Origin of the sequence: Streptomyces sp. NPDC047049 (assembly GCF_040643995.1) — a bacterium.
Classification (GTDB): domain Bacteria; phylum Actinomycetota; class Actinomycetes; order Streptomycetales; family Streptomycetaceae; genus Streptomyces; species Streptomyces mooreae.
Window position 1 is genome coordinate 1 of the sequence record NZ_JBEYVM010000029.1, and the last position, 23,614, is coordinate 23,614.

The window sequence follows — 23,614 nt, forward strand, 5'->3', positions numbered from 1 at the left end:
GCTGTGACGAGACCGGTCTGCCCGCTCACGTAGACGGTGCTGTCCGCCATGCCGGGCGTCCCCGCGTATGTCTTGGCCAGTCGGGAGTACGTGACCTTCCTGGAGGCCGGGTCGACCCGCGTCACCCCGTTGTAGCCGGCCGGATCCGTTCCCTCCATGTGTACTTGCAGGAGTACGAGCCTGCCGTTGGCGACGCTCATCGGCACGGAGCGGCCGTTGACCTCGATGGGCCTGCCCAGTGCCCCCGAGGCACGGTCGACCGGGTACAGGGTGGGGTGGCGCACTGCAAAGGCGTTCACCTCCGCATCCGTCGCGCACATCGCGAAGAGCCGCGGCCCCACCGGGACGGGAGCGCACTGCGTACCCGCAGGGAATGACGAGGTCCAGATGACCTGCCCGCTGTGCGCGTTGCGGGCCTCGAAGCGGGAGTTGGAAGCGTCGACCGTCACGACGACGGAACCGGTCACAAGGGCGTCCAGAGTCCGACCCGTGACGGCCGTCGACTGGGCGCCGGACGGTACGGACCACAGCTCCCGTCCGGTGTTCGCGTCGAGGGCCACCACCTCGCTGGGAGGGTCCTGCGGGGCGTTCTGGGCGGCGAAGCGGTAACCGAGCACCGTGTCGTCGGTGGCGCCCACCAGGTGCATGCCGTTGACGGGGACGCCGGGGCTCTTCGCCGTCCACACCCGCGAGCCGTCCCTGGCTCTGATACGGGTCGCGACGACACCGCCGCCCCCGCAGAACAGCGCGTCGCCGTGCGCGAGGCAACGCAGCTCGTCGGGGATGTCCTCGCGACCGCCCGGCACGGTCTCGTGCCACGGCTTGAAGCCGTCCGGAAGTGCGGCACCCTGCACCGCAGGGCTGTTCCCCTTGTCGCCGCCACTGTTACCCCCGAAGCCGCCCGCCGTCAGTGCGGCGACTCCTCCACCGATTGCTGCCACCGTGACGGCGACCGCGGCCGCGAACACGGGACGCCATCGGCGACGCCGTCGGCGTCCGATGGAGGTGTCGGCGCTCCCCGCATCGGGAGCGGCCCGGGAGATGGTCGGGGCCGCCGGCGCCGGGGTGATGGTCGGGGCCGCCGGCGCCGGGGTGGCCGGCGTCGCGAAGTGATGCTCGGTGACCATGTCGCGAGTGCGGCCCGCGCCAACTTCCCCCGCGTCGGTCTGGCCGAGGCCGGCCGGCAGGTCCCGTAGCAGCACGAGGAGTTCGTCCGCCGAGGGCCGCCCGTTGGGCTCCTTGGCCAGGCACGACTCGACGACCGTGCGCAAGGACACCGGCACATCCTCCAGCGACGGCTCCCCGTGCACCACCTGATACGCAGCTATGTACGGGCTCTCCGCGTCGAAGGGCCCGTGGCCCGTAGCTGAGTAGGCCAGCAGCGTCCCCAGCGAGAAGACATCGGACGGCGGCCCCACATCGCGCGGCGCCTGCAACTGCTCCGGCGACATGAAGGGCGGTGTACCGATGACCCGCCCTGTAATCGTCAGCGTCTGCTGGTCCACGGCGCGCGAAATACCGAAGTCGATGACGCGTGGGCCCTCGGGCGAGAGTACGACGTTCGAGGGCTTCAGGTCACGGTGGACGACCCCCACCCGGTGGATGTCCCGCAGTGCCTCCGCCAGCCCGATGGCGAGCCTTCTCAGCTCCGCTCCGCTCAGCGGGCCCTTCGTGCCGATACGCCGGGAGAGCGTGTGCCCCTGGATGTAGGTCGTCGCCATCCACGGCTGCTCGGCCTCAGGGGCAGCGTCGACCACGGCGGCGGTGAACGCGCCACTCACCTGCCTCGCCGCCGCCACCTCCTGCCGGAAGCGGATGCGGAACTCGTCGTCCGCCGCGAACTGCGGGTGGATCAGTTTGATCGCGATACGGCGCCCCGAACTCGTACGGGCCAGAAAGACCGTGCCCATGCCACCCGAGCCGAGTCGCGCCTCAAGCGGATATCCGCCGATCTCGGCTGGATCACCTGCGCGCAGCGACACTCTTCCCGACCTCCCGTCCCCCGTGGGCCTCTGCCACCACGGCCCTGCGTACCTCTCCTGCACACAAATTAGCCGCAGGGCAGTACGGCAGAGCAGAGTGGGTGACGCACAGGATCTCAGGGCTGCTGCTCGCGTGCCGCACCTGACGAAGCCTTCGAGGAGAGGCCCGTCATGCCCTTCACCAGCGACCCCGCCGTGGCGGTACCCGCACCGCTGATTCATTCCGGCGGAGCGGACGGCTGTCGGCTCCGAAGTGGCGGTCCGAGGATGCCGATGTGAAATAGCGGTGAAGGGAGTTTCGAAAGCAACCATTGGGCAATGTGCAGGCCCGTGAGTTACCCCAATGACGGCATACCGCAAAATCGCCCATACGGCCCCAGATCAAACCCTCCCCGCTACGGCGGATCAAACGCGCCGGATGCCGGTGATACCGCACCGCTGCCGCCTATTGGCGAAGCGCCTGCCCCGCGTCGCAGCAATTCACCTCCTCTCCATAACTCCGCCGCAGCTGCCCCGTACGGCGACGCCCCGGATGCGGCCTACCACGGAGGAAGGAGTTCGAGCGGCAACCGGAGAGGCGTCGGCGCCGATCGACTCGCCTTGATCATTCACAGCCTCGCGGATATCGCCGCGGCATTTCTCGGGCTGTGGATCCTGCTGTATCTGCTCGAAGCGAATCAGGCGAACGTCTTTGTCGACTTCGTGCACGGTGTGGCCGACTGGCTCGCCGGCTGGTCGCAGGACATCTTCGTCATGGACACGGAGGGCCTGCGCGTCTTCTTCAACTGCGCCCTGCCCGCGCTGATTTACCTTGGCGTCGGCCATGGCGCGGCCGCCTGGCTGCGCCGCCTCTGACGGGCATCCTCCGAGCTCAGGGGGTGTTGGCTGCCAGTGTCCCCTGAGCCCGAGCCCTCCTTCGGCGCGGTGCGCCGGCCTGATCTCGCTGCGAGGCGCAGGGAGGCGCATGTCCATCTTCGCCGTCGAACGTGGCGTCGTGTCCACCGGAGAACCATGCGCCGTGCACCGAAAATTCCTCCTGACACGCATTCTCATACGCATCCCGATAGGTACATTTGAACAGTCAGAGCCGCATGCGCCTCCTGCGCCCTCGGACGCGTCATGGTGCGTGACGTGACGCTCCGTTCGGTAGATGGGGCCGATTCGGTGTGCCCGAATTATGGCAGTGGGCCGCGACTGCCCGTTCGTTCGCCCCCTTGCATGTTTGGCAGGACATAGCAGGCGGCTCCCTCAGGCGCCGTGCATCAGATGTGCAACATTCTTACCGCAGCTCTGCCCTCGATTTGCTTTCGGGGGAGCCGGGGAATGCAGACTGCCGGGCATGAATCAGAGGCCCGACGGCAGGTACGCCGACTTCCAGGACCGATATGAGCGCGGAAGTGTCGCGTCTCCGCCGAATTCCGCCCGCGTCATTCCCGCCCAGCGTCCTTCCGTGCCGTACCGGCCGGCAGGCGGCGTGCCGTACGAGTCCGGGCCGTCTCCGCGCCGCCGCGGTAAGGGCAAGCGGATTTTGATATCCATCCTCGTCGTCCTGCTGGTGGTGTTGGCGGGTACGTATTTCTGGGCGGACTCCAAGTTGCGCAAGGAGGTCGACCTCGGCAAGGTCATCGACCGCCCGGCCCAGGGCGAGGGCACCAACTACCTGATCGTCGGTTCGGACAGCCGCAAGGGCATGTCGGCGGCCCGGCGCAAGAGCCTGCACACCGGCGGCAGTGCGGAGGCCGGGCAGCGGACCGACTCGATGATGATCCTGCACGTCGGCGCAGGCGGCCCGACGCTGATCTCCCTGCCGCGCGACTCGAACGTGACCATCCCGGAGTTCCGCGGTTCCGATTCGGGCAAGATGAGGCCCGCGATGGGCGCGAACAAGCTCAACGCCGCCTACGCCTACGACGGCCCGCAGTTGCTGGCGCGCACCGTCGAGTACAACACCGGGCTGCACATCGACCACTACGCCGAGATCGGCTTCACTGGTTTCGCCGACATCGTCGACGCCATGGGCGGCGTCCGGATGAACCTCGACAAGGGCTTTACGGACAAGTGGTCGGGAGCCGACTTCAAGGCCGGCGAGCAGACCCTCAACGGTGGACAGGCGCTCGCGTACGTCCGTACCCGGCACGCCTTCACCGGCAGCGACCTGGACCGCACCAAGAACCAGCAGAAGTTCCTCTCGACGCTCGCGAGCCAGGTGGCCACACCCGGCACGCTCCTCAACCCGTTCACGCTCTACCCGGTCATGAGCGCGGGCCTGGACACCCTCGTCGTGGACAAGGACATGAACCCCTACCTGCTCGCCAAGATGTTCTTCGCCATGAAGGATGTCTCCAACGGCGACGGCAAGTCCCTGAACATGCCGGTCTCCGGCAGCATCGGCGGCAACCTCCAGTGGGACAGGCCGAAGGTAAAGCAGCTGGTGAACGAGCTGAAGAGTGACGCCCCGGTCACCGTCACCAGCGACCGCTGACCGACTCGACATCGGACCTGCCGCGAGCGGTCCGTGCGGAGCGCTCCGTACGGACCGCTCTCCTTCGTGCCGGCAGCACACGGCAGGCATCGGCCCCCTTGCGCCGCGGCCAAGCAGCTCCGGCAGCAGGCATGGGCCGATGACCAGTCGGCTACTTCTACTGCGTCACCGGTCAATTCCTCGTTATACCCGCACGGCCAGGCGCCCGACAGGGCGTGGTGTTGCGGTCACCTATCGGTCCTCCACCCAAAAGCAGCCCGCTTTCGGAACTGTTGCTGAACCACCTTTGTTTCTTTACAAGTTTGGATTGACGCAACAGGGTGAAGGCGGCGCAGCCGTGCAGCCTTTCCCCGTCCGGCCAGCGGATAGGTCACGGCCGCCAGGGCGTAATTGAGGAGGGCGCGAATGCCCTCTGTGTGCATGGTGAAAATGTCCTGTGACCATCAGTCAGGGCATCCGCCATGCCTTTCACAAACTCGACGAAGATGCCCACCTGCTGGGCTTCGAGCAGGTAGAGGGTGTGACATTTGATGAGCCGACGGCGCAGAACTGAGTGTGCCGATTTGATCGTCGGCACACGACGGATCCAAGGTCCCCCCGGCTGCAGGATCCGTGCCCGACGCGGGTGGGGATGTGGCCCCCCGCTCAGCCCCGCCCGCGTCCGGCATCTCCTTCTTGGTATCGGTATGCCATCCGCTTCGCCGAAGCCGGAACTCGGCGGTTGGAGCCTCCCGACCGCCCGGGACCTGTGCGTGGAGAAGTGGCGTCCCTACTGACGGGCGGTCTCCTGCACGCTGAGCAGCAACCCGTCCTTCATTACGGCGGTCACCACCCGCACGCCCACGACGGAGCCGTCCACGATGTGGCGTTCCTGGAATCGGTACACCTCGGGGGTAATGCTGGTGACATCCTCGACCTGGATCGACAGGCCGGGCTGGGTGCCGCCCGCACTACGCAGGGATTCTCGCAGCGTCTCAAGGCCGAGGAGCGTTCCATCTGTCGCCACGAGCACGAAGGACTCGTGGTGTGCGCCCAGGAATGCGCTGAGGCTTTCGGCCTCTCCGTCCCTCAGCCACGCAGCCAACTGGTCATGGTGTCGGGCCAAGAAGTTTCCGTTCATCCCCCAACTGTGGCAGCTGTTGCCTGCCGAGCAACGGCTGGGGAGCGATATCGCACCAGGGCGAACGATGGCAGCCCCACAGCAAGGTCATGAGGGCAGGATCGGCCGCGAGTCGTGCGCTCATCCTGGCCCCCTCGGGCGCCGACCGGGAGGCGATCACCGGGTCTCGTGGGCCGGGGCCCCGCATCCGGCTGAGCCGGGTGACATCTCGCGTCAGCGGTCGATCGGGAGCACCCTGTCCAGGCCGCTGTCGCGCAGCACGATCCGGCGCAGGTTGTCCTGGCCGACGATCGCGAGGTTGCGGCCGAACTTCTCGCGCAGCCGGCCGCGACGGACGACTTACCCGAGGCGCTGTTGCCGCGGATCACGAGGAGGCGTGTGTCTTCAGTTCCCACCACGCCTGGCACGATAGCGGTGGCCACCGACATGGCTCGCTTTCAGTGGGCAGCGGGAGTACCCGAGGTCCGGCTCAGCCGCTCGTCGCCGGCCCTGCGCTCAGCCGCATCCGGGTCTTGTGGAAGCGATCCCAGTTCATGACCGGGCGGAAGCGGAAGCACTCCGCGGATGCGGCCGTTGATCTGATCGATCCGTTCCGGAATCGCGGCATTGATCCCGCGTCTGCGCAGGTAGGTGCGGAGCTTGGCGGACGAGCCAGGGTGATGTGCCGAGGGTCCGGGGATATGCCCCTCGTCAGGACCGGCCTGAGAAAGCGCTGACGCGGCACTGACACGTGACTGACGCCGCGGATTCCGCCGGGCGGCGGGCTCGGCCCGGTGGTCACGGGGCCTGGAGACGCAGACCTGCGTGCACACGACGTCCTGCCGTGGTGTGGTGCACCTCGGTCCACTCCGCGAGGCACTCGATGATCGCCAGACCGCGCCCGTGCTCATCGCTGTCCGTGTCGCCCCGGGAACGGGGCACCGCGGCCCCGGAGTCGGTGACCGAGATCAAGAGGATGTCCCCGACCCGGCTCAGGACGACCGTGGTGTCGGCGTGGCCGTGCTGGACGGCATTGACCGCGAGCTCGTCGACGACCAGCACGGCGGAGTCCTGTGCCGCCCCGGAAACGCCCCAGCGGCTGAGCACCTGCGTCGCGAAGGCCCGGCAGGTGCGCACGAACGGCTCGCGCGAGGGCACGGCCAGCACGGCCCGGGGAGCCGTCTTCCCGGCGCGGTCCTTGGTTCGCCACGGCCGGGCCCGCACGCGCTGCACCGGGGGCGCCGCCGGGCCGTTCGCCCAGCGGAGGGCGTCGAGCGCGGACTCGTCCACGCGAAGTGCTGTGTTCACCGCTTCACTCATCTTCCCCGCCTCCCCGTACTCGTGCTCCTTGGATGCGGACACGAGCCATGCTTCACCGGCGGGCTGATGCGCCCCTTACCGCGCGCTGACATGCGGGCAGCGCGCCCCGCGGGCGGCATCACAGCGGCCTCCACATGGCGCCGGCCGCTTGCGAAGGGGAGCCACGACGAAGCCGCAGCCCCGGCATCCGCACGCCCCCGACACGCATCAGGTTTCCCGAGGCAACTTTTGGGCGTACGCTGATAGTCAGTACACGGACATTACGTGTACTGAGCTTTGGGAGGAGTCTGTATGCATCACCCTTCGGACCTGCGCGAACACATTGCGGCACTGGAAGCCCTCGGCGACCTCGACCGCATCGATACGGAGGTCGACTGGAACCTGGAAGCCGCCGCGCACACGCGCTACAGCGTTGAGCGCCGGCTTCCCGCGCCGCTGTTCGAGAAGGTGAGCGGTGTCGAGGAGGGCTTTCGCCTGATCGGCTCGCCGGCCGCGCTGAGCGCCGCCCCGGACAAGCCGTTCGCCCGCGTCGCGCTGAGCATCGGCCTGCCGCCGGAGGCCACCGGCCGCGATGTGGTGGACCACCTGGCCGACACCTGGAGCCGCCCCGGCATCCCCCCGAAGCCGGTCGGCCGCGAAGAGGCCGAGGTCAAGCAGAACGTGCTGCTCGGCGACGACGCGGACCTGACCCGTTTCCCGGTGCCGTTCCTGCACGACGGGGATGGCAACCGCTACGCCAACACCTACGGCGTGATCATCGCCCAGACCCCGGACGGGTCGTGGACCAACTGGTCCATCGCCCGGATCATGATGGTCGACGGCAAGCACATGACCGGCCTGGTCCTGCACCCTCAGCACATCGCGCAGGTCTGGCAACAGTGGGTCGACCTCGGCAAGCCCATGCCGTACGCCCTGGTGCAGGGCGGCGACCCGGCCATTCCGTTCATCGGCGGTGTCCCACTGCCCGACAATGTCAACGAGGCCGACTACATCGGCGCACTGATCGGTGAGCCGCTCAAGGTGGTCAAGGCCGAACTGTCGGATCTGCTGGTCCCCGCCAGTGCCGAGATCGTCATCGAGGGCCACCTCTCCGTCGAACGCTCCGGTGTGGAGGGGCCGTTCGGGGAATACGCAGGCTACATTCCGACCGGGACGAGCCTCCAGCCGGTCTACAGCGTCGAGGCGATCACCTACCGCGACGACCCGATCTGGCCCATTGTCGCGGAAGGCACACCCGTCGACGAGTGCCATACCTCGCAGGGCATCGGCATGGCCGTCGGCGCAGTGGCCGCGCTGCGCGCAGCGGGCCTTCCGGTCACCACCGCCTGGGGTTCGATGTACAGCGCCGGCCACTGGTATGCGGTGACCGTGCCCGCCGACTGGCGCGACCAACTGCCCGGCACCACGCCCGAGGAGTTCGCCCGCCGGGTCGGTGAGACCGTCTTCTCCACCAAGTTCGGCCACTGCCTGCCGCAGGTGTTCCTGCTCGACGACGACATCGATCCCGCCGACGAGCATGCCCTGATGTGGGCCCTGGCCACCCGGGTCCACCCCGTGAACCGCACGGTCCACTTCGAAGACGGTCCGATCCTGCCGCTGCTCGCCTGCTACGCAGAGGAAGAGCGGCGCGCCCGACGTGCCACCAAGGTGGTGCACGAGGCGCTGCTCCCCGCACCCGGAGAGCGCCAGGTGACCTCCAATTTCGAGCACTACCCCGCCGATGTGCGGGCCAAGGTGCTGGCCCGGCACCAGCGTTGACGCCGAGGGGACGCGGGGCGGCCGTGCCCGGCCCGGGCCGCGGGCCGGCCGCCCTGCGTCCCACGCCACGGCTCCCAGGGCATTCGGTCAAGTTCAAGCGAAAGGTACGTACATGCGGTTGGTCGTCGGGATGACGGGCGCCACGGGCGCGATTCTGGGCATCCGGTTGCTGGAGGAACTACGGCGGCAGCCGGACGTGGAGACACACCTGGTCATGAGCCGCTGGGCGCGGGCGACCATTGAGCTGGAGACCTCGTGGACGGCGCGGGAGGTCGCGAAACTGGCGGATGCGGTTCACGGCCCCGAGGACCAAGCGGCCGCCATCTCCAGCGGCTCGTTCCGCACCGACGGCATGGTGATTCTGCCGTGCAGCGCCAAGACGCTCGCGGCGATCCGGGCCGGTTACGGAAGCGACCTCGTGTCACGGGCGGCAGACGTTGCGCTCAAGGAGCGGCGTCCCCTGGTGCTCGGCGTGCGGGAGACCCCGCTGTCGGCCATTCACCTGGAAAACATGCTGGCCCTCTCCAGGATGGGAGTGACGATCCTGCCGCCCATGCCGGCCTTCTACAACAAGCCCGCATCCGTGGACGACATCGTGGATCACATCGTGGCCCGTGTCATGGACCAGTTCGGCCTCGACAGCCAACGCGCGGTGCGCTGGCAGGGACCTTCCACTGCGCGCGGCGACAGCGTCCCGCGCCTCTCCGCCCCGCCCGGTCGTGGTCCGAACCACAGCTGTGATGCCGTAGCCACCGGCAGCTGAGTGTGGGCAGGGGCAGGGCGGCGGCCTTCAGGTACCGGTCCACCCGCTCGTGACGCGGTCGGGACCGCCCGGCCTGTGCCAAGATTCATCCGGAGCCCCACCGCGTGGCCCCACTCGCCACCCGCCAGCGCTGTAATGATTCGGAGACACCGCGGCCATGTCCGAGCAGTCCCTCGCCGACACTCCGATGCACCTGTTGCGTCGCGCGCTGCAACAGCTCACCGCGGTCTGGCAAGCAGAGGTTCCCGACCTCACCGCCCCCCAGTACGCCGTCCTCACCGTTCTCGTCGACTCACCCGGCAGCACCCAGGTGGAGCTGTGCAAGGCCACCGCGATCGACCGGTCCACCATGGCCACCATGCTCGACAGGCTCGCCTCACGTGGCTGGGTCACTCGCGAGGTCGACCCCGCCCACCGCCGCCGGCACCAGGTCCGGCTGACTTCCGAAGGCCGTGATCTCCTGCGTCGTGTCGCCCCCGCGGCCGCCCGCGTCAACAGCTGGCCGGTCGAGCGGCTCGGCGCCCGGCGACTGGAGGAGCTCCTGCCGCTGCTGCGAGAGCTTGCCGGGGTGGACACCGAACGCAGCGGCTGAGCGTCGCCTGACGGCCGGCGTCGGCTGTCCGGCCGAGGTCGGCGGCGACGGCATGGCGGACACCGTCCGCGGTGCGGAAGACGGTGCCGGTCCTGGCGCTGTCGCCCTGGCCTGTCCGTCCCCGTGTGTCTACGACAGATGACGTAGACGGAATGTGCGGGGCGTCCGATGATGGCGGTGTGCGGCCGGGCGCATGCTGGCCGGACAGCCGCATCCGGGAGGAGAGCCGATGTCCAGCCGAGGCCGGACTTCTTTCACCGGCTCATGGAGTGCCGCGAGCGCGGGGCCGTCCTGACGATGATGGACGCCTTCGAGCAGGGCCGGCCGGTCGTGGTGCCCGACCGCTGGGCATCCATCCGGCACGACCCGTCATGGGAACCGTTGCACGAGTATCTCGGCGAGCTGAAATGGGACTGGTTCGCCAGCGTCATCGTCGTCCTGGCCGTCAAATGTCCGGCCGGCACGACTACTTCACCGTGGCAGTGAATGGCCGTCAGGCCGCTTCCTTGCGGCGGTGCACGCCACGTCGAGACCACGTCGATCACTTCCTTCCAGCGCCACTCATGGCCACATGCGAGGGTGGCTCCGCGGCATCCCCCGTCCGTGGAGCCGCACTTGGTCCGTCGGGCAGCAGGGAGTCGCTGGCGGGCGCAGTGGCGCTCCGAAGCTCGCCAGATCGTCACTGCCGGTCATGTCGGTGAGCCGGGCAGGGAGGGGCGTGCCGGTCATCAGCCCCGGGGCCGGTAGCGGGTGAGTGTGTCGCGGAGATGGTGATCGGGGCCGCGCAGAAACAGGGCTCGCAGTTCGTCGGCGGGGACGGTGAGGGGGCGGCCGTCTTGGTCGGGGTCGTCGTCGGCCGGGGGGTATGCGTCGGCGCGGTCGAAGGGGATGGTGACGTAGGGCTGATCGTGCCCGAGGCCGTGGGGGTCGGGTTCGGGCTGGCACTGCCACTGTGCTCCGTGGTGGCGGATGTGGACTTCACCGAGGTACCAGGCGGCGAGAGTGACGAGCTGGCTGCCATGGGCCGCCTTGATGTCCTGGTAGGAGGCGAACCGGCCGCGCAGCAGGTCTTCGAGCTCGTCAAGGGATTCGACGCTGAGGTCCCATCCGCCCATGTCGAACGGGGAGCACGTTTCGAATGAGGCAGCTTGTGTGGCGGTCCATGCGTTCAGCCGTGGGTTGTCCGCCCATTCCTTCTCATCCGTGCGCTGCTGCTCTTCCATGCGCGTGACCTTAACTTGTCATTTAACGGCAGGCGTCGAACGCGGCTCGTACTTGATCAACGCTTTCGTAGTTCAGCGGACACGTAGGCGGCCTCCGTCTGATCCTGTGCTCCGTCACAGAGTGGATCAGCGTGAAGGCCGTGCTGGTGAGTTTGGTGCATCAGGGCGTCCTGCGCCATGCGTTCGCGGAAGCGTCACACTTCCGGTCGGAGCTGTACGCGTGTCTGACCGCGCGGGGCGACGCCTTGTTGGAGTCGTGCGATGCGCTGCTGTGCACGGACGGGCCGGTTCGGACGCTGGTTGATCTCGCGCTCGCGCCTGAACACCGCCGTGGGCATGGAGCTCTGTAGGGCGGGCTCAACCAGGGCCGGACCGACGTGGCCCGGCTGCGTCGGACCCTGGCCGGGGTGTCGTTCCTGCGGGCGGCGGACGGTCGGCTGGTGCTCGCGGTGGAGGTCTCGCCGTGGCTGCGTCCGGACGCCAACACGTGTGCTGACCGGGCCTTTTGCCACACCTTCGGGCGGGGTGAGGGCGAGCATCAGATGGTGCCCGGTTGGCCGTACGCGGTGGTGGCCGCGCTCGAAACCGGCCGCACGTCCTGGACGGCGGTGCCGGACGCGGTCCGCCTCCAGCCCGGCGCCGATGTCGCCGCGGTGACCACCGTGCAGATCCGCGAGGTCATCGAGCGGCTGGTTGCCGCCGGCCAGTGGAAGCCGGGCGACCCGGAGGTCCAGGTCGTGCTGGACGCCGGATACGACGCCCCGCGCAACGCCCACCTGCTGGACGGCCTGCCCGTCGAGATCCTCGGCCGACTCCGGTCCGATCGCGTGATGCGGCGTCCGACGCCCTCCCGCGGGGAGTTCCACCTGGCCAACCCCAAGGGCGGCCGGCCGCCCAAGCACGGTGGCGAGTTCGTCTTCGGCCATCCCGCGACCTGGGGCACCGCGCAGGCCGTGACGGGTACTGACACCCGGCTCTACGGGAAGGCGACCGCGCAGGCGTGGGACCGGCTGCCCCCGCGGCTGACCCGCCGGGCCGCATGGCTCGACCATGACGGCCCGCTGCCCGTCATCGAGGGCACCGTCATCCGGCTGGTCGTGGAGAAGCTGCCCAGCGGCGGGGTCAACAGGCCGGCCTGGCTGTGGTGGTCGCGCACCGGAGCCACCGAAGCGGACGTCGACCGCTGCTGGCAGTCCTTCCTCCGCCGCTTCGACATCGAGCACACATTCCGCCTGTTCAAGCAAACCCTCGGCTGGACCAAGCCCCGGCTTCGCAGCTCGGAAGCGGCCGACGGGTCGACCTGGCTCGTGATCGCCGCCCACACCCAGCTCCGGCTCGCCCGCCCTCTGGCCACCGACCTTCGCCGGCCCTGGGAGAAGCCGACCGAGCCGAACAAACTGACACCCGCCCGCGTCCGCAGAGGGTTCAGGAACCTGCACGCGAAGACCGGCTCTCCGGCCGTCGCACCGAAACCGTCCCGCCCCGGACCAGGCAGGCCGCCCGGCTCGAAGAACCACCGCCCCGCTACCCGGCACGACGTCGGCAGAGTCCTCGCCACCGGCGAGGCATACAGCCGCCCCGACCATCACAGAGTCGGCACGAGACCACGGAGAGCCAACACCGATCGTTAAGTGACAAGCTAATTCGGGATGAAACAACGGGAGAAACGCCCTCTTACCGGTTCCGCTTGCTTGGAGTGCGCTCCAAGGTCATAGCGTTGAGGGCATGCCTGTATCACTAGGGTCTCGCCGGCGTCCCGGAAGGCTGCCTAACTTCTCTAACGACTCCCCGCTGAACACGAAATAAGTGGGAGCCAGACGATCGATATCCCAGGAGCATCTCTCATGCAACAACGCAAACTAGGGAAAGACCTCGAAGTCTCGGCTCTCGGGCTCGGCTGCATGGGCATGAGTTTCTTCTACGGTCAGCGACAAGACACAGCCGAGATGACGAAGCTGCTGCGGGCGGCCGTTGACCACGGCGTGACTTTCTTCGACACCGCCGAAGTCTACGGCCCGTTTACCAATGAGGACCTGGTCGGTCAGGCGCTGGCACCGGTCCGCGACCAGGTGGTGATCGCCACCAAGTTCGGAATCAAGCACGGCGAGCACGGGCCGACCCCGATGTCCGGGGTCGACAGCAGACCCGAGCAGATCCGCCAAGTGACCGAGGCCTCGCTCAAGCGTCTTCAAACCGAAAGTATCGACCTGCTCTATCAACACCGCGTCGACCCCAACGTGCCCATTGAAGACGTGGCCGGCACGGTCAAGGAGCTGATCGCCGAAGGCAAGGTAAGGCACTTCGGCTTGTCCGAGGCCGGTGCCGCGACGATTCGTCGCGCCCACGCCGTGCAGCCAGTAACGGCACTGCAAAGCGAGTACTCGCTCTGGATGCGCGAGCACGAAACCGAAATCATTCCGACCTTGGAGGAACTGGGCATCGGTCTGGTGCCCTACAGCCCGCTCGGCAAAGGATTTTTGACCGGCAAGATCGATTCCAGCACGTCGCTTGCCGACAACGACCTCCGCCGCCTGCTTCCGCGCTTCAGCCCTGAAGCACGGCAAGCCAACCAGGTGTTGGTCGACCTGCTGCAGCAGATTGCCGACGACAAAGGAGCCACGCCGGCCCAGATCGCTCTCGCCTGGGTGCTGGCGCAGAAGCCGTGGTTCGTGCCGATCCCCGGCACCACCAAGCTGCACCGCCTGGAAGAGAACCTGGGCGCACTCGACGTCGAGCTGACAACCGGCGACCTACATCGAATCGAAGAGGCCGCGGCCAACATCCGGATCCAGGGCGAACGTCTCCCTGAGCAGTTGCAGTCACGTTTCGGCCGCTGAAAACCTGTTCTGACTCCTGAAACCGCCACCTTCGTCGACGAGGTCGGCACCCGGCCCGAACCGCTCGCGTGCGGCGAGCACTGCGCGACACCCGAGCAGGGCGGGGCCCGGCACCGGCGCGGCTGGCACGACTGCGGCGGGTACGACGGCGGCGGTGCGACGACCCTGATCGTCGGCGCTTATCCGGTGCGCGGCGAGATCAGCCGCCGGCTGCTGGCCGCGCTGCCCGCCGTGCTGCGCGTGGGTGGCGGGGACACGGCCGGCCCGGTGCTGGACCACCTCGCCGCCGGGGTCCGCGTCGACGCACCGGGTCCGAGGCGCAAACCCAAGCGAGTTCCGGCGCACCGCGACCGCTGCTTCCCGGCGACCGAGCGGTCTGTTCCAGCCCGCGCCACCCCGGCCGAATGAACACCTGAAGCAGCCCGTTTTCCCTGTGCCGAACCGTTCGGGCAGGCCACGCCACTGCACACCGGTTCGCACCCGGTGGGGAGTCCCGTCGAGCACCAGCCTGTGATCCCGCCACCGTCCACAACGCCGGTTTTTGACCGGCAGGAACGGCCGCAGCCGTTCCCACTCGGCATCTGGCAGTTCACCTCGCCCCATGTCGGCAAAGACGAGCCCACCAGCCGACAGGCACGTGATCTGCCGAACAGGGCCGGCGTGCGGGCCTACTTCGCCGGGTTCGTCAGCTCCGTGCCGAAGCGGCCCTTCGTCGCCGGGGAACCCAGGTCACTCGGGTCGATGAGTGACGAGCCCTTGGCGCTCAGCCCCTCGGTGCCCGCGTACAGCAGGGCCGCAGCGCCGACTCCCTCGGTGCGGTTCGGAATGCCCACGGCCAGGTCCACCTTGCCGTCGCCGTTGTAATCGGCCGGCGAGACGGACGTACCGAACTTGTCGTTGCCCGCCATGGAGCCAGGGACGCCCTCGGTGTCGAGCGAGAAGGTCTGCGCCCCCTTGTCGGTCAGCCAGTTCTCGGTGCCCTTGAGCACGTTGATGGCACCGGCGTCGTTGTAGCCCCCGGGCGCCTCGGCGCCGGTGTTGCTGATCACCAGGTCGTCGTGGCCGTCGCCGTCGAAGTCGGCGAGCCGGATGGCCTCGCCCTCCTGTGCCTTGCCCTTCCAGTCCACCGGCTTGTCGGAGTCGAGCCCGTCGGCGGTGCCGGGGTAGGTGCGCAGCTTCTGCTCTTGCGGACCGTCCGAGAAGCCGGTGTCGGTGACGACGTCCTCCTTCCCGTCGCCGTTGATGTCGCCGACCACGGGGCGGTACTGCGCGAACGGCAGTGGGATGTCCTTGCCCAGCGGCGTCTTCTTCAGGCCCCCGGATGAGCCGGGCAGCACGCCGAGCGTGCCCTCGTCGGAGGGCGAGTCCTGGGAGGCGACGGTGACGAGATCGGTGTAGCCGTCCCCGTTGATGTCGCCGGAGGCCAGGTGTTCGACGCTGACGCCGCCGCCGGGCGGGGTGACGCTGGTCATCTTCGGGGTCGCGGTCTGCCGCAGGTTCTTCGCGCCCTTGACGAGCTGTACCTTCTCGCCGTCGGAGATGGCGAGGTCGCTGAGGCCGTCCTTGTTGTGGTCGCCCACGGCTATCTGGTCGCCGAAGTGCGCGTTGGCGGCGACCTTTGGCGCGTGGAAGGCGATGGCGTCGCCGGACAGGCCGCTCTTGGAGCCGAAGACGATCGTGACGGAACCGGCCTGCGCAGTGCTGCCGATGGCCTCGTTGTTCGCGGCGACGATCAGGTCGGCGTAACCGTCCCCGTCCACGTCGCCACGCACCACGGTCGAGCCGAAGCCGTCCTTGGCCTCCGGGGTGCCGGGCACGCCCGCGCTGGCCTGCGTCAGCGTGCTGTGCCGCTTGGTGTCGACGCCACCCTTGGCGCCGTAGGTCACGCCCACGTAGCCCGCCTTGGACTTCCCGGAGACGGTGCCCTCGGGCGCTCCCACGCCGAGGTCGGCGTGGCCGTCGCCGTCGAGGTCGCCCTGGGTGATCTTGCTCCGCTCGGCGGCACTCGTGGAGGGCTGGTCCTGGCCCCGCCCGCTGCCGTCCGTCGGTGCTGCCATGGCGCCGCCGGCCGCGGCCGCGACCACGGCGGCTCCCAGAGCGCCTGCCACCATGCTCCTGGTTCGGTTGCGCACAAATCCTCCAACGGGTAGTACCTCGGTCGCCCCACGGATCCGTCCCCCTGAGTTGTGTGCTCGGTGGGACGGAAGGGGTTGTAGGTGTAGACGGAAACAAAAGCGGGACGGTTGCAGAACGAACAGAAAATAACTAGGTCCAACGCATTCGCACAGTGCATGGCAAGTCCGTTGCGGGACACCGCACTTGGCGCATATCATCCGCCCCTCGATTCACTCCTTCATGGCGCACAGCGAGTGGTCGACCAGCGTTCCGGTGATACACCGCCTGCCCCAGCGGCCGGTCTTCGGTAGATGGGGTACGAGTCGTGCCCACTCATCGTTCGTCAGACCGCCCAGCCCTGGGCGCCGGCGCCCCGCCTCACTAACAGGACAGGGCACGGGGTAAGGACGGTCCGCCTCTGGTCCGCTGCGCGCAGGCGGAGGTGAGCCGTGCGAAGCGGTCTTGACGGTGACACGGTGAACGTGCTCTCCGCGCAGGCCGAGATGATGAACCGTCCAGCATCACGACTTCCCCCGCGATTTTGGGTGTGGTGCCAGGTGGTCAGCGAGGAACTGTCCATCACCGCCCGCACCGACTCCGGTTATCTCTCTGAGATTTGGCGCCACAAGCTCTCCCCCCCAGGTGATCCGTAGACCATCGACGCCCATCACCCCGACCCTGCCGACGGCCGCAGCGTCGACCAGCCGAGGCTGCAGCCGCGCTCGAAGGCGGAGATCGCGTTCGTGGGCATCGGCCCCGGCGCGGGGGCGCTGGCTCAAGGAGGCCGGACCCGCCGACGCGTCCGTATCCGCGCCAAGTTGGCCGAGGCGGTCGGCCGGCGCTTCGCCCGGTGGAGCCGGGACCGGGTCCGGGCCAGACTCCACCGCGTGGTCCTCGACGAACTCGGGGCCCGGGGAGAGCTGGACTGGTCACGCTGCGCCATCGACTCTGTCAGCGTCCGGGCGGCAAAAGGGGGCCACTGCAAGACCGAATCCGACCGACCGTGGCAAGCCGGGATCGGAAATCCACCTGGTCACGGGCCGACGACCTGCCCGCCCTGCACACCTTCGTCACGGGCCTCGGCCAGGACCTCGACGCCGTCGTCGCCGGACTCAGTCTCCGCTACCGCTCCGGCGCCGTCGAAGGCCACAACAACAAGATCAAAACGCTGATGAGGCAGATGTTCGGCCGCGCCAACTTCGACCTGCTCCGCAAACGGGTACTGCTCAGCGCGCGAGGCCGTTCATGGTTGCGGTTTCGGTGCCCCTCCGTGGCCCCGGCACTGAAAGTGATCCAGAACCAGAGTTCAGCCGACGCCGACAGCGGGGGTCCTGTGTGGGGGCGAAACGCCTTTAGACCGTGTCCTATGTGGTGAGGCGGACGAGTCGCTTGTAGCAGCAGATGGCGGCGGCGAGTCCGAGAAAGGCCAGGTAGTTGCGGGAATGGCGCTCGTAGCGGGGGCTGAGTCTGCGGTAGCCCGACAGCCACGACATGGTGCGCTCGATCACCCGTCGACGCCGCCCTAACCGTTCGCTGGACTCGATGCCTTTGCGGGCGATCCGCACTCCAATCCGCTTACCACGCAGCCATTTCCGCAGGTCGGGCCGGCCGTACGCCTTGTCGGCGTGCAGGCGCTGAGGTTTGAAGTACCGGCCGTGGTGGGGGTCGTGTCTCGTTTGGTGACCCTCGACCATCGGCGTCAGTCCTTGGCTGTCGTGGGTGTTCCCAGCTGAGACGCCGACGACCAGGGGCAGTCCGTTCGCGTCCGACAGGACGTGCATCTTGGAACCCGGCTTGCCTCGGTCCACGGGGCTCGGACCTGTGAGTTCGCCCCCTTTTCAGCCCTCACGTGGGCGGAGTCGAGGACGACGCGGGTGACGTCGACGAGGCCGGCATCGTCGAGCCGGTGCAGCACGGCCTCGTGCAAACGGCCCCAGACGCCGGCTCTGGACCAGATCAGAAACCGTCGATGGGCGGTCGACTTCGAGATGCCGAAACAGGGCGGCAGAGCCCGCCAGGCGCACCCGCTGACCAGGACGTAGATGATGGCCGCGAACAGCGTCTCATCAGGCGTGTCCTGCGTTCCCCCCACCCTGAGGCCGCATCTTCGACAGCGGAATCAGCGGCTTCGCGATCTCCCACAACCCGTCCGGAACAATCCAACTCCACGTACCCCGCCCCATACACAGACCAACGTCCGCCTCACCACATAGGACACGGTCTTATCCCGGCTTCGTCATGGCGTCAGCCCGAACCGAATTCCTCAGTGGTCGCGATCGGGAACGGTCGGCTGTCCCGCTGCGGTGCGGACAGCGAGGCGGCAATGCCCTCATGGTGCACCGAAGCCCCGTTGGTGGCGGGCGGCTTGGGGTCGCCGCTCCAACGGGGCTTCGGTCTATTCGGTCGCGCCCCCGGCGGCCGGCCCGCTCACAGGATCACGCCGGCCCTGCAAGAGCACGGCCCCGGTCGCCGACCTGCCCCGGGCAGTCACGAGAAGTTGATCACGTCCTGAGAAGGCGTACTGGCCAATGGCTGCCCGTGGGCGTCCTCCATGACCGCCCATGCATACCCGTCCTGATTACTTGTGAAGTACGCATGAATCGCGGACGGGACGGTAATGGTGTCGGAGTGCGACTTGCCGTCACAGGTCGGCGTTATCTGCCCGCCGCCATAGACAAAGCGGCCGTAATCACTCGCATAGCCCGTGATCTTCGCAACGTCACCGGTGCATGTGTAGGTGATTTTGACGCCGACCGAGTCTCTGGATTTCGCGACGGCGGCACTATTGAAGGTGATAGTGGGGATGTTCGAGTAGTAGCTGAAGGTCCACGACTGCTTGGGATCCGCCGCATCGCACTTCACAGTCTTCGCATAGACATGCGAATCCGGAGAGGCGGTTGGCGAGGCGAGGCAGTACCCGGTATCCGTTCCGGCGTCGGAGTGGAGGTGGACGGTTTGGTCCGAGTATCTCCGCCACTGCTGGCCGGAAGTATCTGATTTGCACGATTTCAGCTGAACTGCGCCCAGGTCGGCGCCGGTGAGGCAAAATTTTCCGTCACCGCCGCCCGCCTGCAGCTGGCCATTGGTCGCGAAGGTCCACTCCTCCGCGGTGTTGTAGTCGGGTGTATTGCAGGAGTATTTATCGATGATAATCTCGCTGCCGTCGTACCAGCGCCCGTTGAGGATAGTCAGGCAGTATTCCGGGTGCGAGCCGAGTTTGATCTTGTGGGCGACATTATCGGCGTCCACAGGCATGGGCGCGGGGAAGTCTCCGTCCTGGGTCCACCATTCCAAAAGGCGGGAGCTGGGCACCTTCACCTGCCCCGGGGCGCCGCCGAAGGTGACCGACAGAGCGTCGATCTTGCTGAACGCGTGATTCACGTGGCCCGCCGAGGCGAGAACGGCGGCAACGATCTGCACGTACTCACTCGCGAGGTTGTCCTTCGGCACCGAACTGGTCCAGACGTCGCGCGTGCCGAAATCGAAATCTCTCCCTATGCGCTGCAAGAGCTTCCGCGCGTCCCAGAAGTTGGCCCCGTACCACGTCGCGCTGACGCAGGCGTCGTACATGGCCGAAGCTTCCTGGCTCCACGCCGAGAAGCCGCCACTGCCCTGCCACAGGCCATACGCCGCGGAGAGCTCCAGCCAGAAGACGGGATACTCAGCCCATCTCGTGGGCACCTTCGCAATGGCCTCCGCTACCGCCTGCTTCCCGCCCTGCTTGGCCTGGTCGGGGCCGGTAGCGGTGGTCTTCGCGTAGTACTCCAGCCACACGAGCTTGCGGAAATTAGGCTTGAGCACCAGCTGGGCGGCGGTCTGTTCAGTGAACTTGCCGGCTTGTTCGGCTGTGGCCCCCGCGCCCTTCTTCAAGCCGGCCAGAATGCCTCTCATGATCTTGGTGGCGGCGGCCGCGTCGAACCCGTCCGACTCCAGCGCGTTGTACGCCCTCCTGTAGAGGGTCTGGTCGTCGACACTGTAGAGAGACTGGCCGTCGAGACTATCGGTCGATTTCGTCATGTCGCGCCACAGGTAGTGTCCGATGCCCGGCAGCGGCGAGATGTCGCCGCGGGAGTGTTTCTTGCCGGGAGCGATCAGCTTGAGGGAGGCGATCCACGAGATGTTCGGGGCCGTGGACATGTGCACACCGTGCTTGTCTTCCCGGATGACGTACATGTCGACGGTGGGGAAGCCGAGCTGGCCCGCCACGCCGCTGACCCCGAAGATGTTGACGACACCCAGCAGTTCGTTCGCTACGGTCGCGACCGGGTTCACCTCGAAGTCGGCTGCAAGGCTCCCGGTTATGACATCGTTGGCCTTGACCAAACCCCAGGTAATAAGATTCTTCCAGTAGTTGTCCGATCTGACGCTCTCCGTCTCCTTGTTCTTGATCGTGATCGCCTGGTCCTTGATCTTCTCGAATAAGAGCTGGTCGAACTTGTTGCCATCGTCGAGAGCGCTCTGGGCGTTGTCCGTACTCATCCTGCCGAAGAGGTCGAGCACGCCGTCGCAGAGTGTCTTGGCGTCCCCGTTCAGGGAAGTAGCGGCGTCGTAAATAGCCTTCGCCACATCGGTCTGGACCTGGCCATCGGATTTCTGCTGGTCCGTGTAGTTCTTGTCCTGCAGCGACTTGAGCTTCGCCTCGAGGTCCGTATTCCAGCGCTCGATCGAATTCAGCGCGTTGCGTGCCCTCGCTTCGCTTGCGATACCGAAGCCTCCCGACGCTATGGCAGTAGCCAGGCTGGTGCTCGCCGCCGCCACGTCCGCGATCACGAACAGCGCCTTCGTCCTGTGGAGGACGTAGATGTTCTGGCCGGTGATGTTCTTTATCTTCACGGTCTGTGTAAGGCCGGGGCGCGACCAGTCCAGGAAGGTTGTGCCCTTGATGAGATGCTTCAGGATCGGCATCTGCGTCTGACCTTGAATCCAGGTGTCCGGCTCGGAGGCCGAGCTGTTATACGTCGTACCGCTGGCGGCGCTAGTAGCGGCGCTGGCGGTAAACCCGCCTGCCGCACCCGACCCCAGCACGACCGCCAGCGCAAGAGCCGCCGCGGCGGGCCGTTTCGCCACCACCGCCCGTAACCCGCGCCTCTTCTTCTCCTGTGTGAACACCCGTTTTTCTCCCTCTGCTCTGACGAATGAGCCGGTAAACCGCCGCGGCCCCATCCGGAACCCCGAAGAACACCGCCACCAGCCGCCGTGGGGACGGACCGCGATCCGCGTCCCGGACCGTTTGGATCCGCGGGCTCGGCGGGGATGGGGACACCGGGGCCCTGGGGGCCGTTCCGTTCTCCCGGCCCGGCCATCCGGGCCCGCCCGCCATACCGCCCTCTCTCTTCTCCTCCCCCGACACCGCGCCGCGCCGCGGATCCCTCACGAGCGCGGCCGGGTCCCCGGGAGCGTCCCCCGGGGAGGCGGCCGCGTCCCTGCGGACACGGCCGGCCGCCGGTACCCGGGTCTCCCGGAGCACGGTTGCGGCCAGAACCGCCACGGCACACCTGAACCGTTCCGCGCTCTCCATGAGGCCCCCCTCTGCCCGGAGTTCAGGCACTCCTCGGCGATGGGAATCAAACCGGCGAGGGACATCCTGGCACAATGGGATGTACCTGCCATAACCGAAAACGTGCCAGAAAAGCGGTCTGAATCAGTCATCCGATGCGAGCTCATGACATGCCGGGCTGGGCCACTCCTGAGGTGACTCCTCGCTCCGAAGCCGGGACAACCGTCCGCAAGACGCCTGCCCAGAGGTGGTTTGGAGGCAAACCCCGGCCAACTGAGCCCGTCTCGCCGGGGCAATCACCAGGGCGAGGCGAAGCCCCATCCGCTCTCGGTGAGGAAGCCGTCGAGCAAGCTCGGCCCGTACTGGATCTGCTTCAGGCGTGTGCCAGTCATGGTGGCGAGTTCGGCGATGCTGCACGGGGCCAGGTTGCCCAGACTGTCCTTCACCCGCGCCCGCACACCTTCGGCCGGGTCGAGACCGGGCGTGCAGGAGGAGAAACGGAAGACCCGTCAGTCAGGCAGACAGCCTGTCGATCAGCTCGCGCACCGCGGCGTCGACATGATGGATGTCGGCGAGGTAGGCCGCCGGCGAGGTGCCCATGGCTCGGGTTCTTTTCCGTCGGCCCCCTCCCGAACCGTGCGGGCGGCGTTAGGGCCCTTCTGATGGCTCTCCAGTAATCGCTTCCGTGGAAGAGCTGTGCCACTTCCTGCGCGGAGGCCAGTGGGGGCTGCGTCCGCGGAGGCCGCCCTAAGAGCGTGTCCTATGTGGTGAGGCTTCGTTGGCCTCGGTATGGGGCGGGGTACATGGAGTTGGATTGTTCCGGACGGGTTGTGGGAGATCGCGAAGCCGCTGATTCCGCTGTCGAAGGTGCGGCCTCAGGGTGGGGGAACACAGGACACGCCTGATGAGACGCTGTTCGCGGCCATCATATACGTCCTGGTCAGCGGGTGCGCCTGGCGGGCTCTGCCGCCCTGTTTCGGCATCTCGAAGTCGACCGCCCATCGACGGTTTCTGATCTGGTCCAGAGCCGGCGTCTGGGGCCGTTTGCACGAGGCCGTGCTGCACCGGCTCGACGATGCCGGCCTCGTCGACGTCACCCGCGTCGTCCTCGACTCCGCCCACGTGAGGGCTGAAAAGGGGGCGAACTCACAGGTCCGAGCCCCGTGGACCGAGGCAAGCCGGGTTCCAAGATGCACATCCTGCCGGACGCGAACGGACTGCCCTGGTCGTCGGCGTCTCAGCTGGGAACACCCACGACAGCCAAGGACTGACGCCGATGGTCGAGGGTCACCAAACGAGACACGACCCCCACCACGGCCGGTACTTCAAACCTCAGCGCCTGCACGCCGACAAGGCGTATGACCGGCCCGACCTGCGGAAATGGCTGCGTGGTAAGCGGATTGGAGTGCGGATCGCCCGCAAAGGCATCGAGTCCAGCGAGCGGTTAGGGCGGCGTCGATGGGTGATCGAGCGCACCATGTCGTGGCTGTCGGGCTACCGCAGACTCAGCCCCCGCTACGACCGCCATTCCCGCAACTACCTGGCCTTTCTCGGACTCGCCGCCGCCATCTGCTGCTACAAGCGACTCGTCCGCCTCACCACATAGGACACGGTCTTAGGCAGTGGGTGAGGTCGAGCCTGAAGTGACGTCCGCGATTCGTTGCTCAAGGAGGCCGATCTTTCCGTCAAGAGGGTTAGGCATGTCGGGCCAGATATCTGCTTTGATGCTGAGCTGGACGCGGGGCGATTTGGCGGAAACGGCCTCCGTTGCCCGCTTGATCACGTCCATGACTTCATCCCATTCACCCTCGATCATCGTGTACATGGAATCCGACCGATTCGGGAGACCCGATTCGCGAATGATTTTCACAGCGTCGGCGATGTATTCGGCGACGCCTGCTTCCACGCCCATAGGTGTGAGAGAAAAGGCGACGAGCATAACTGTC

16 protein-coding genes and 8 pseudogenes are annotated in these 23,614 nt (G+C 67.3%); 12 read left to right on the top strand and 12 right to left on the bottom strand.

From position 1 onward, the window contains the following. The coding region (locus tag ABZ851_RS35250) for a serine/threonine-protein kinase (RefSeq protein WP_361136491.1) at nt 1-1,982 on the bottom strand (1,982 nt) is incomplete at its 3' end. A 600-nt stretch (nt 1,983-2,582) separates the two neighbouring features. On the opposite strand from ABZ851_RS35250, the gene ABZ851_RS35255 reads away from it, so the two are divergent. Then, nucleotides 2,583-2,837 (top strand): hypothetical protein, encoded by a 255-nt coding sequence (locus ABZ851_RS35255; protein WP_361136493.1) that lies wholly within the window; start codon nt 2,583-2,585, stop codon nt 2,835-2,837. A gap of 484 nt (nt 2,838-3,321) precedes the next feature. Then, nucleotides 3,322-4,464 (top strand): LCP family protein, encoded by a 1,143-nt coding sequence (locus ABZ851_RS35260; RefSeq protein ID WP_361136495.1) that lies wholly within the window; start codon nt 3,322-3,324, stop codon nt 4,462-4,464. 769 nt (nt 4,465-5,233) lie between these two features. Here the strand turns inward: ABZ851_RS35260 and ABZ851_RS35265 are convergent. The 4 genes and pseudogenes from ABZ851_RS35265 to ABZ851_RS35280 all read right to left on the bottom strand — a co-directional run bounded on the left by ABZ851_RS35265 (nt 5,234) and on the right by ABZ851_RS35280 (nt 6,871). After that, the gene (locus ABZ851_RS35265; RefSeq protein WP_361136497.1) at nt 5,234-5,584 is read right to left on the bottom strand and encodes a hypothetical protein; all 351 of its coding nucleotides are present in this window, start codon (nt 5,582-5,584) and stop codon (nt 5,234-5,236) included. Nucleotides 5,585-5,833: 249 nt separating this feature from the next. Beyond that, nucleotides 5,834-6,012: pseudogene (locus tag ABZ851_RS35270) on the bottom strand (kinase); the annotation flags it as partial. A gap of 132 nt (nt 6,013-6,144) precedes the next feature. Next, nucleotides 6,145-6,234 (bottom strand): annotated as a pseudogene (locus ABZ851_RS35275) (IS5/IS1182 family transposase); the annotation flags it as partial. Between the two features lie 127 nt (nt 6,235-6,361). Continuing rightward, nucleotides 6,362-6,871 (bottom strand): ATP-binding protein, encoded by a 510-nt coding sequence (locus ABZ851_RS35280; RefSeq protein ID WP_361136499.1) that lies wholly within the window; start codon nt 6,869-6,871, stop codon nt 6,362-6,364. A gap of 303 nt (nt 6,872-7,174) precedes the next feature. On the opposite strand from ABZ851_RS35280, the gene ABZ851_RS35285 reads away from it, so the two are divergent. From ABZ851_RS35285 to ABZ851_RS35300, 4 genes are all read left to right on the top strand, one after another. Next, nucleotides 7,175-8,641 (top strand): UbiD family decarboxylase, encoded by a 1,467-nt coding sequence (locus tag ABZ851_RS35285; RefSeq protein ID WP_361136501.1) that lies wholly within the window; start codon nt 7,175-7,177, stop codon nt 8,639-8,641. A 112-nt stretch (nt 8,642-8,753) separates the two neighbouring features. Further along, nucleotides 8,754-9,404 (top strand): non-oxidative hydroxyarylic acid decarboxylases subunit B, encoded by a 651-nt coding sequence (locus tag ABZ851_RS35290; protein ID WP_361136503.1) that lies wholly within the window; start codon nt 8,754-8,756, stop codon nt 9,402-9,404. 157 nt (nt 9,405-9,561) lie between these two features. Continuing rightward, nucleotides 9,562-9,996, top strand: a complete 435-nt coding sequence (locus ABZ851_RS35295) for a MarR family transcriptional regulator (RefSeq protein WP_361136505.1) — start codon at nt 9,562-9,564, stop codon at nt 9,994-9,996. A gap of 264 nt (nt 9,997-10,260) precedes the next feature. Beyond that, nucleotides 10,261-10,482 carry a hypothetical protein gene (locus tag ABZ851_RS35300; RefSeq protein ID WP_361136507.1) on the top strand — a complete coding sequence of 74 codons (222 nt, stop codon included), beginning with the start codon at nt 10,261-10,263 and terminating at the stop codon, nt 10,480-10,482. Nucleotides 10,483-10,724: 242 nt separating this feature from the next. Here ABZ851_RS35300 and ABZ851_RS35305 read toward each other — a convergent pair whose 3' ends face one another. After that, nucleotides 10,725-11,219, bottom strand: coding sequence for a hypothetical protein (locus ABZ851_RS35305; protein ID WP_361136508.1), 495 nt, complete (start codon nt 11,217-11,219; stop codon nt 10,725-10,727). 146 nt (nt 11,220-11,365) lie between these two features. On the opposite strand from ABZ851_RS35305, the pseudogene ABZ851_RS35310 reads away from it, so the two are divergent. The 3 genes and pseudogenes from ABZ851_RS35310 to ABZ851_RS35320 form a co-directional block, all read left to right on the top strand. Beyond that, nucleotides 11,366-12,850, top strand: a pseudogene (locus tag ABZ851_RS35310) (NF041680 family putative transposase). 213 nt (nt 12,851-13,063) lie between these two features. Further along, entirely contained in the window at nt 13,064-14,056 is a 993-nt protein-coding gene (locus ABZ851_RS35315) for an aldo/keto reductase (RefSeq protein ID WP_361136510.1), read from the top strand. Between the two features lie 15 nt (nt 14,057-14,071). Continuing rightward, nucleotides 14,072-14,374 (top strand): annotated as a pseudogene (locus tag ABZ851_RS35320) (cupin domain-containing protein); the annotation flags it as partial. 117 nt (nt 14,375-14,491) lie between these two features. On the opposite strand, the pseudogene ABZ851_RS35325 reads toward ABZ851_RS35320, so the two are convergent. Together ABZ851_RS35325 and ABZ851_RS35330 are read right to left on the bottom strand one after the other, a co-directional pair. Continuing rightward, a pseudogene (locus tag ABZ851_RS35325) lies at nt 14,492-14,659 on the bottom strand (transposase); the annotation flags it as partial. A 65-nt stretch (nt 14,660-14,724) separates the two neighbouring features. Further along, complete coding sequence (locus tag ABZ851_RS35330) at nt 14,725-16,167, bottom strand: FG-GAP-like repeat-containing protein (RefSeq protein WP_361136512.1); 1,443 nt, start codon at nt 16,165-16,167, stop codon at nt 14,725-14,727. 879 nt (nt 16,168-17,046) lie between these two features. On the opposite strand from ABZ851_RS35330, the pseudogene ABZ851_RS35335 reads away from it, so the two are divergent. Next, nucleotides 17,047-17,206 (top strand): annotated as a pseudogene (locus ABZ851_RS35335) (IS5/IS1182 family transposase); the annotation flags it as partial. After that, the gene (locus ABZ851_RS35340; protein WP_361136514.1) at nt 17,175-17,546 is read left to right on the top strand and encodes a transposase; all 372 of its coding nucleotides are present in this window, start codon (nt 17,175-17,177) and stop codon (nt 17,544-17,546) included. The pseudogene ABZ851_RS35335 and the gene ABZ851_RS35340, both read left to right, overlap by 32 nt. Here ABZ851_RS35340 and ABZ851_RS35345 read toward each other — a convergent pair. From ABZ851_RS35345 to ABZ851_RS35355, 3 genes and pseudogenes are all read right to left on the bottom strand, one after another. Then, a pseudogene (locus ABZ851_RS35345) lies at nt 17,536-18,354 on the bottom strand (IS5 family transposase). The gene ABZ851_RS35340 and the pseudogene ABZ851_RS35345 overlap by 11 nt on opposite strands. A 304-nt stretch (nt 18,355-18,658) precedes the next feature. Further along, on the bottom strand, nt 18,659-21,280 hold the full coding sequence (locus ABZ851_RS35350; protein ID WP_361136516.1) for an RICIN domain-containing protein: 2,622 nt from the start codon (nt 21,278-21,280) through the stop codon (nt 18,659-18,661). A gap of 684 nt (nt 21,281-21,964) precedes the next feature. Beyond that, nucleotides 21,965-22,114: a hypothetical protein gene (locus tag ABZ851_RS35355; protein WP_361136518.1), complete on the bottom strand. Its 150-nt coding sequence runs from the start codon at nt 22,112-22,114 to the stop codon at nt 21,965-21,967. A 343-nt stretch (nt 22,115-22,457) separates the two neighbouring features. Between ABZ851_RS35355 and ABZ851_RS35360 the strand changes: the two are divergent. Next, a pseudogene (locus ABZ851_RS35360) lies at nt 22,458-23,274 on the top strand (IS5 family transposase). 9 nt (nt 23,275-23,283) lie between these two features. On the opposite strand, the gene ABZ851_RS35365 reads toward ABZ851_RS35360, so the two are convergent. Then, nucleotides 23,284-23,607: an MTH1187 family thiamine-binding protein gene (locus ABZ851_RS35365; protein WP_361136520.1), complete on the bottom strand. Its 324-nt coding sequence runs from the start codon at nt 23,605-23,607 to the stop codon at nt 23,284-23,286. Nucleotides 23,608-23,614 lie beyond the last annotated feature (7 nt).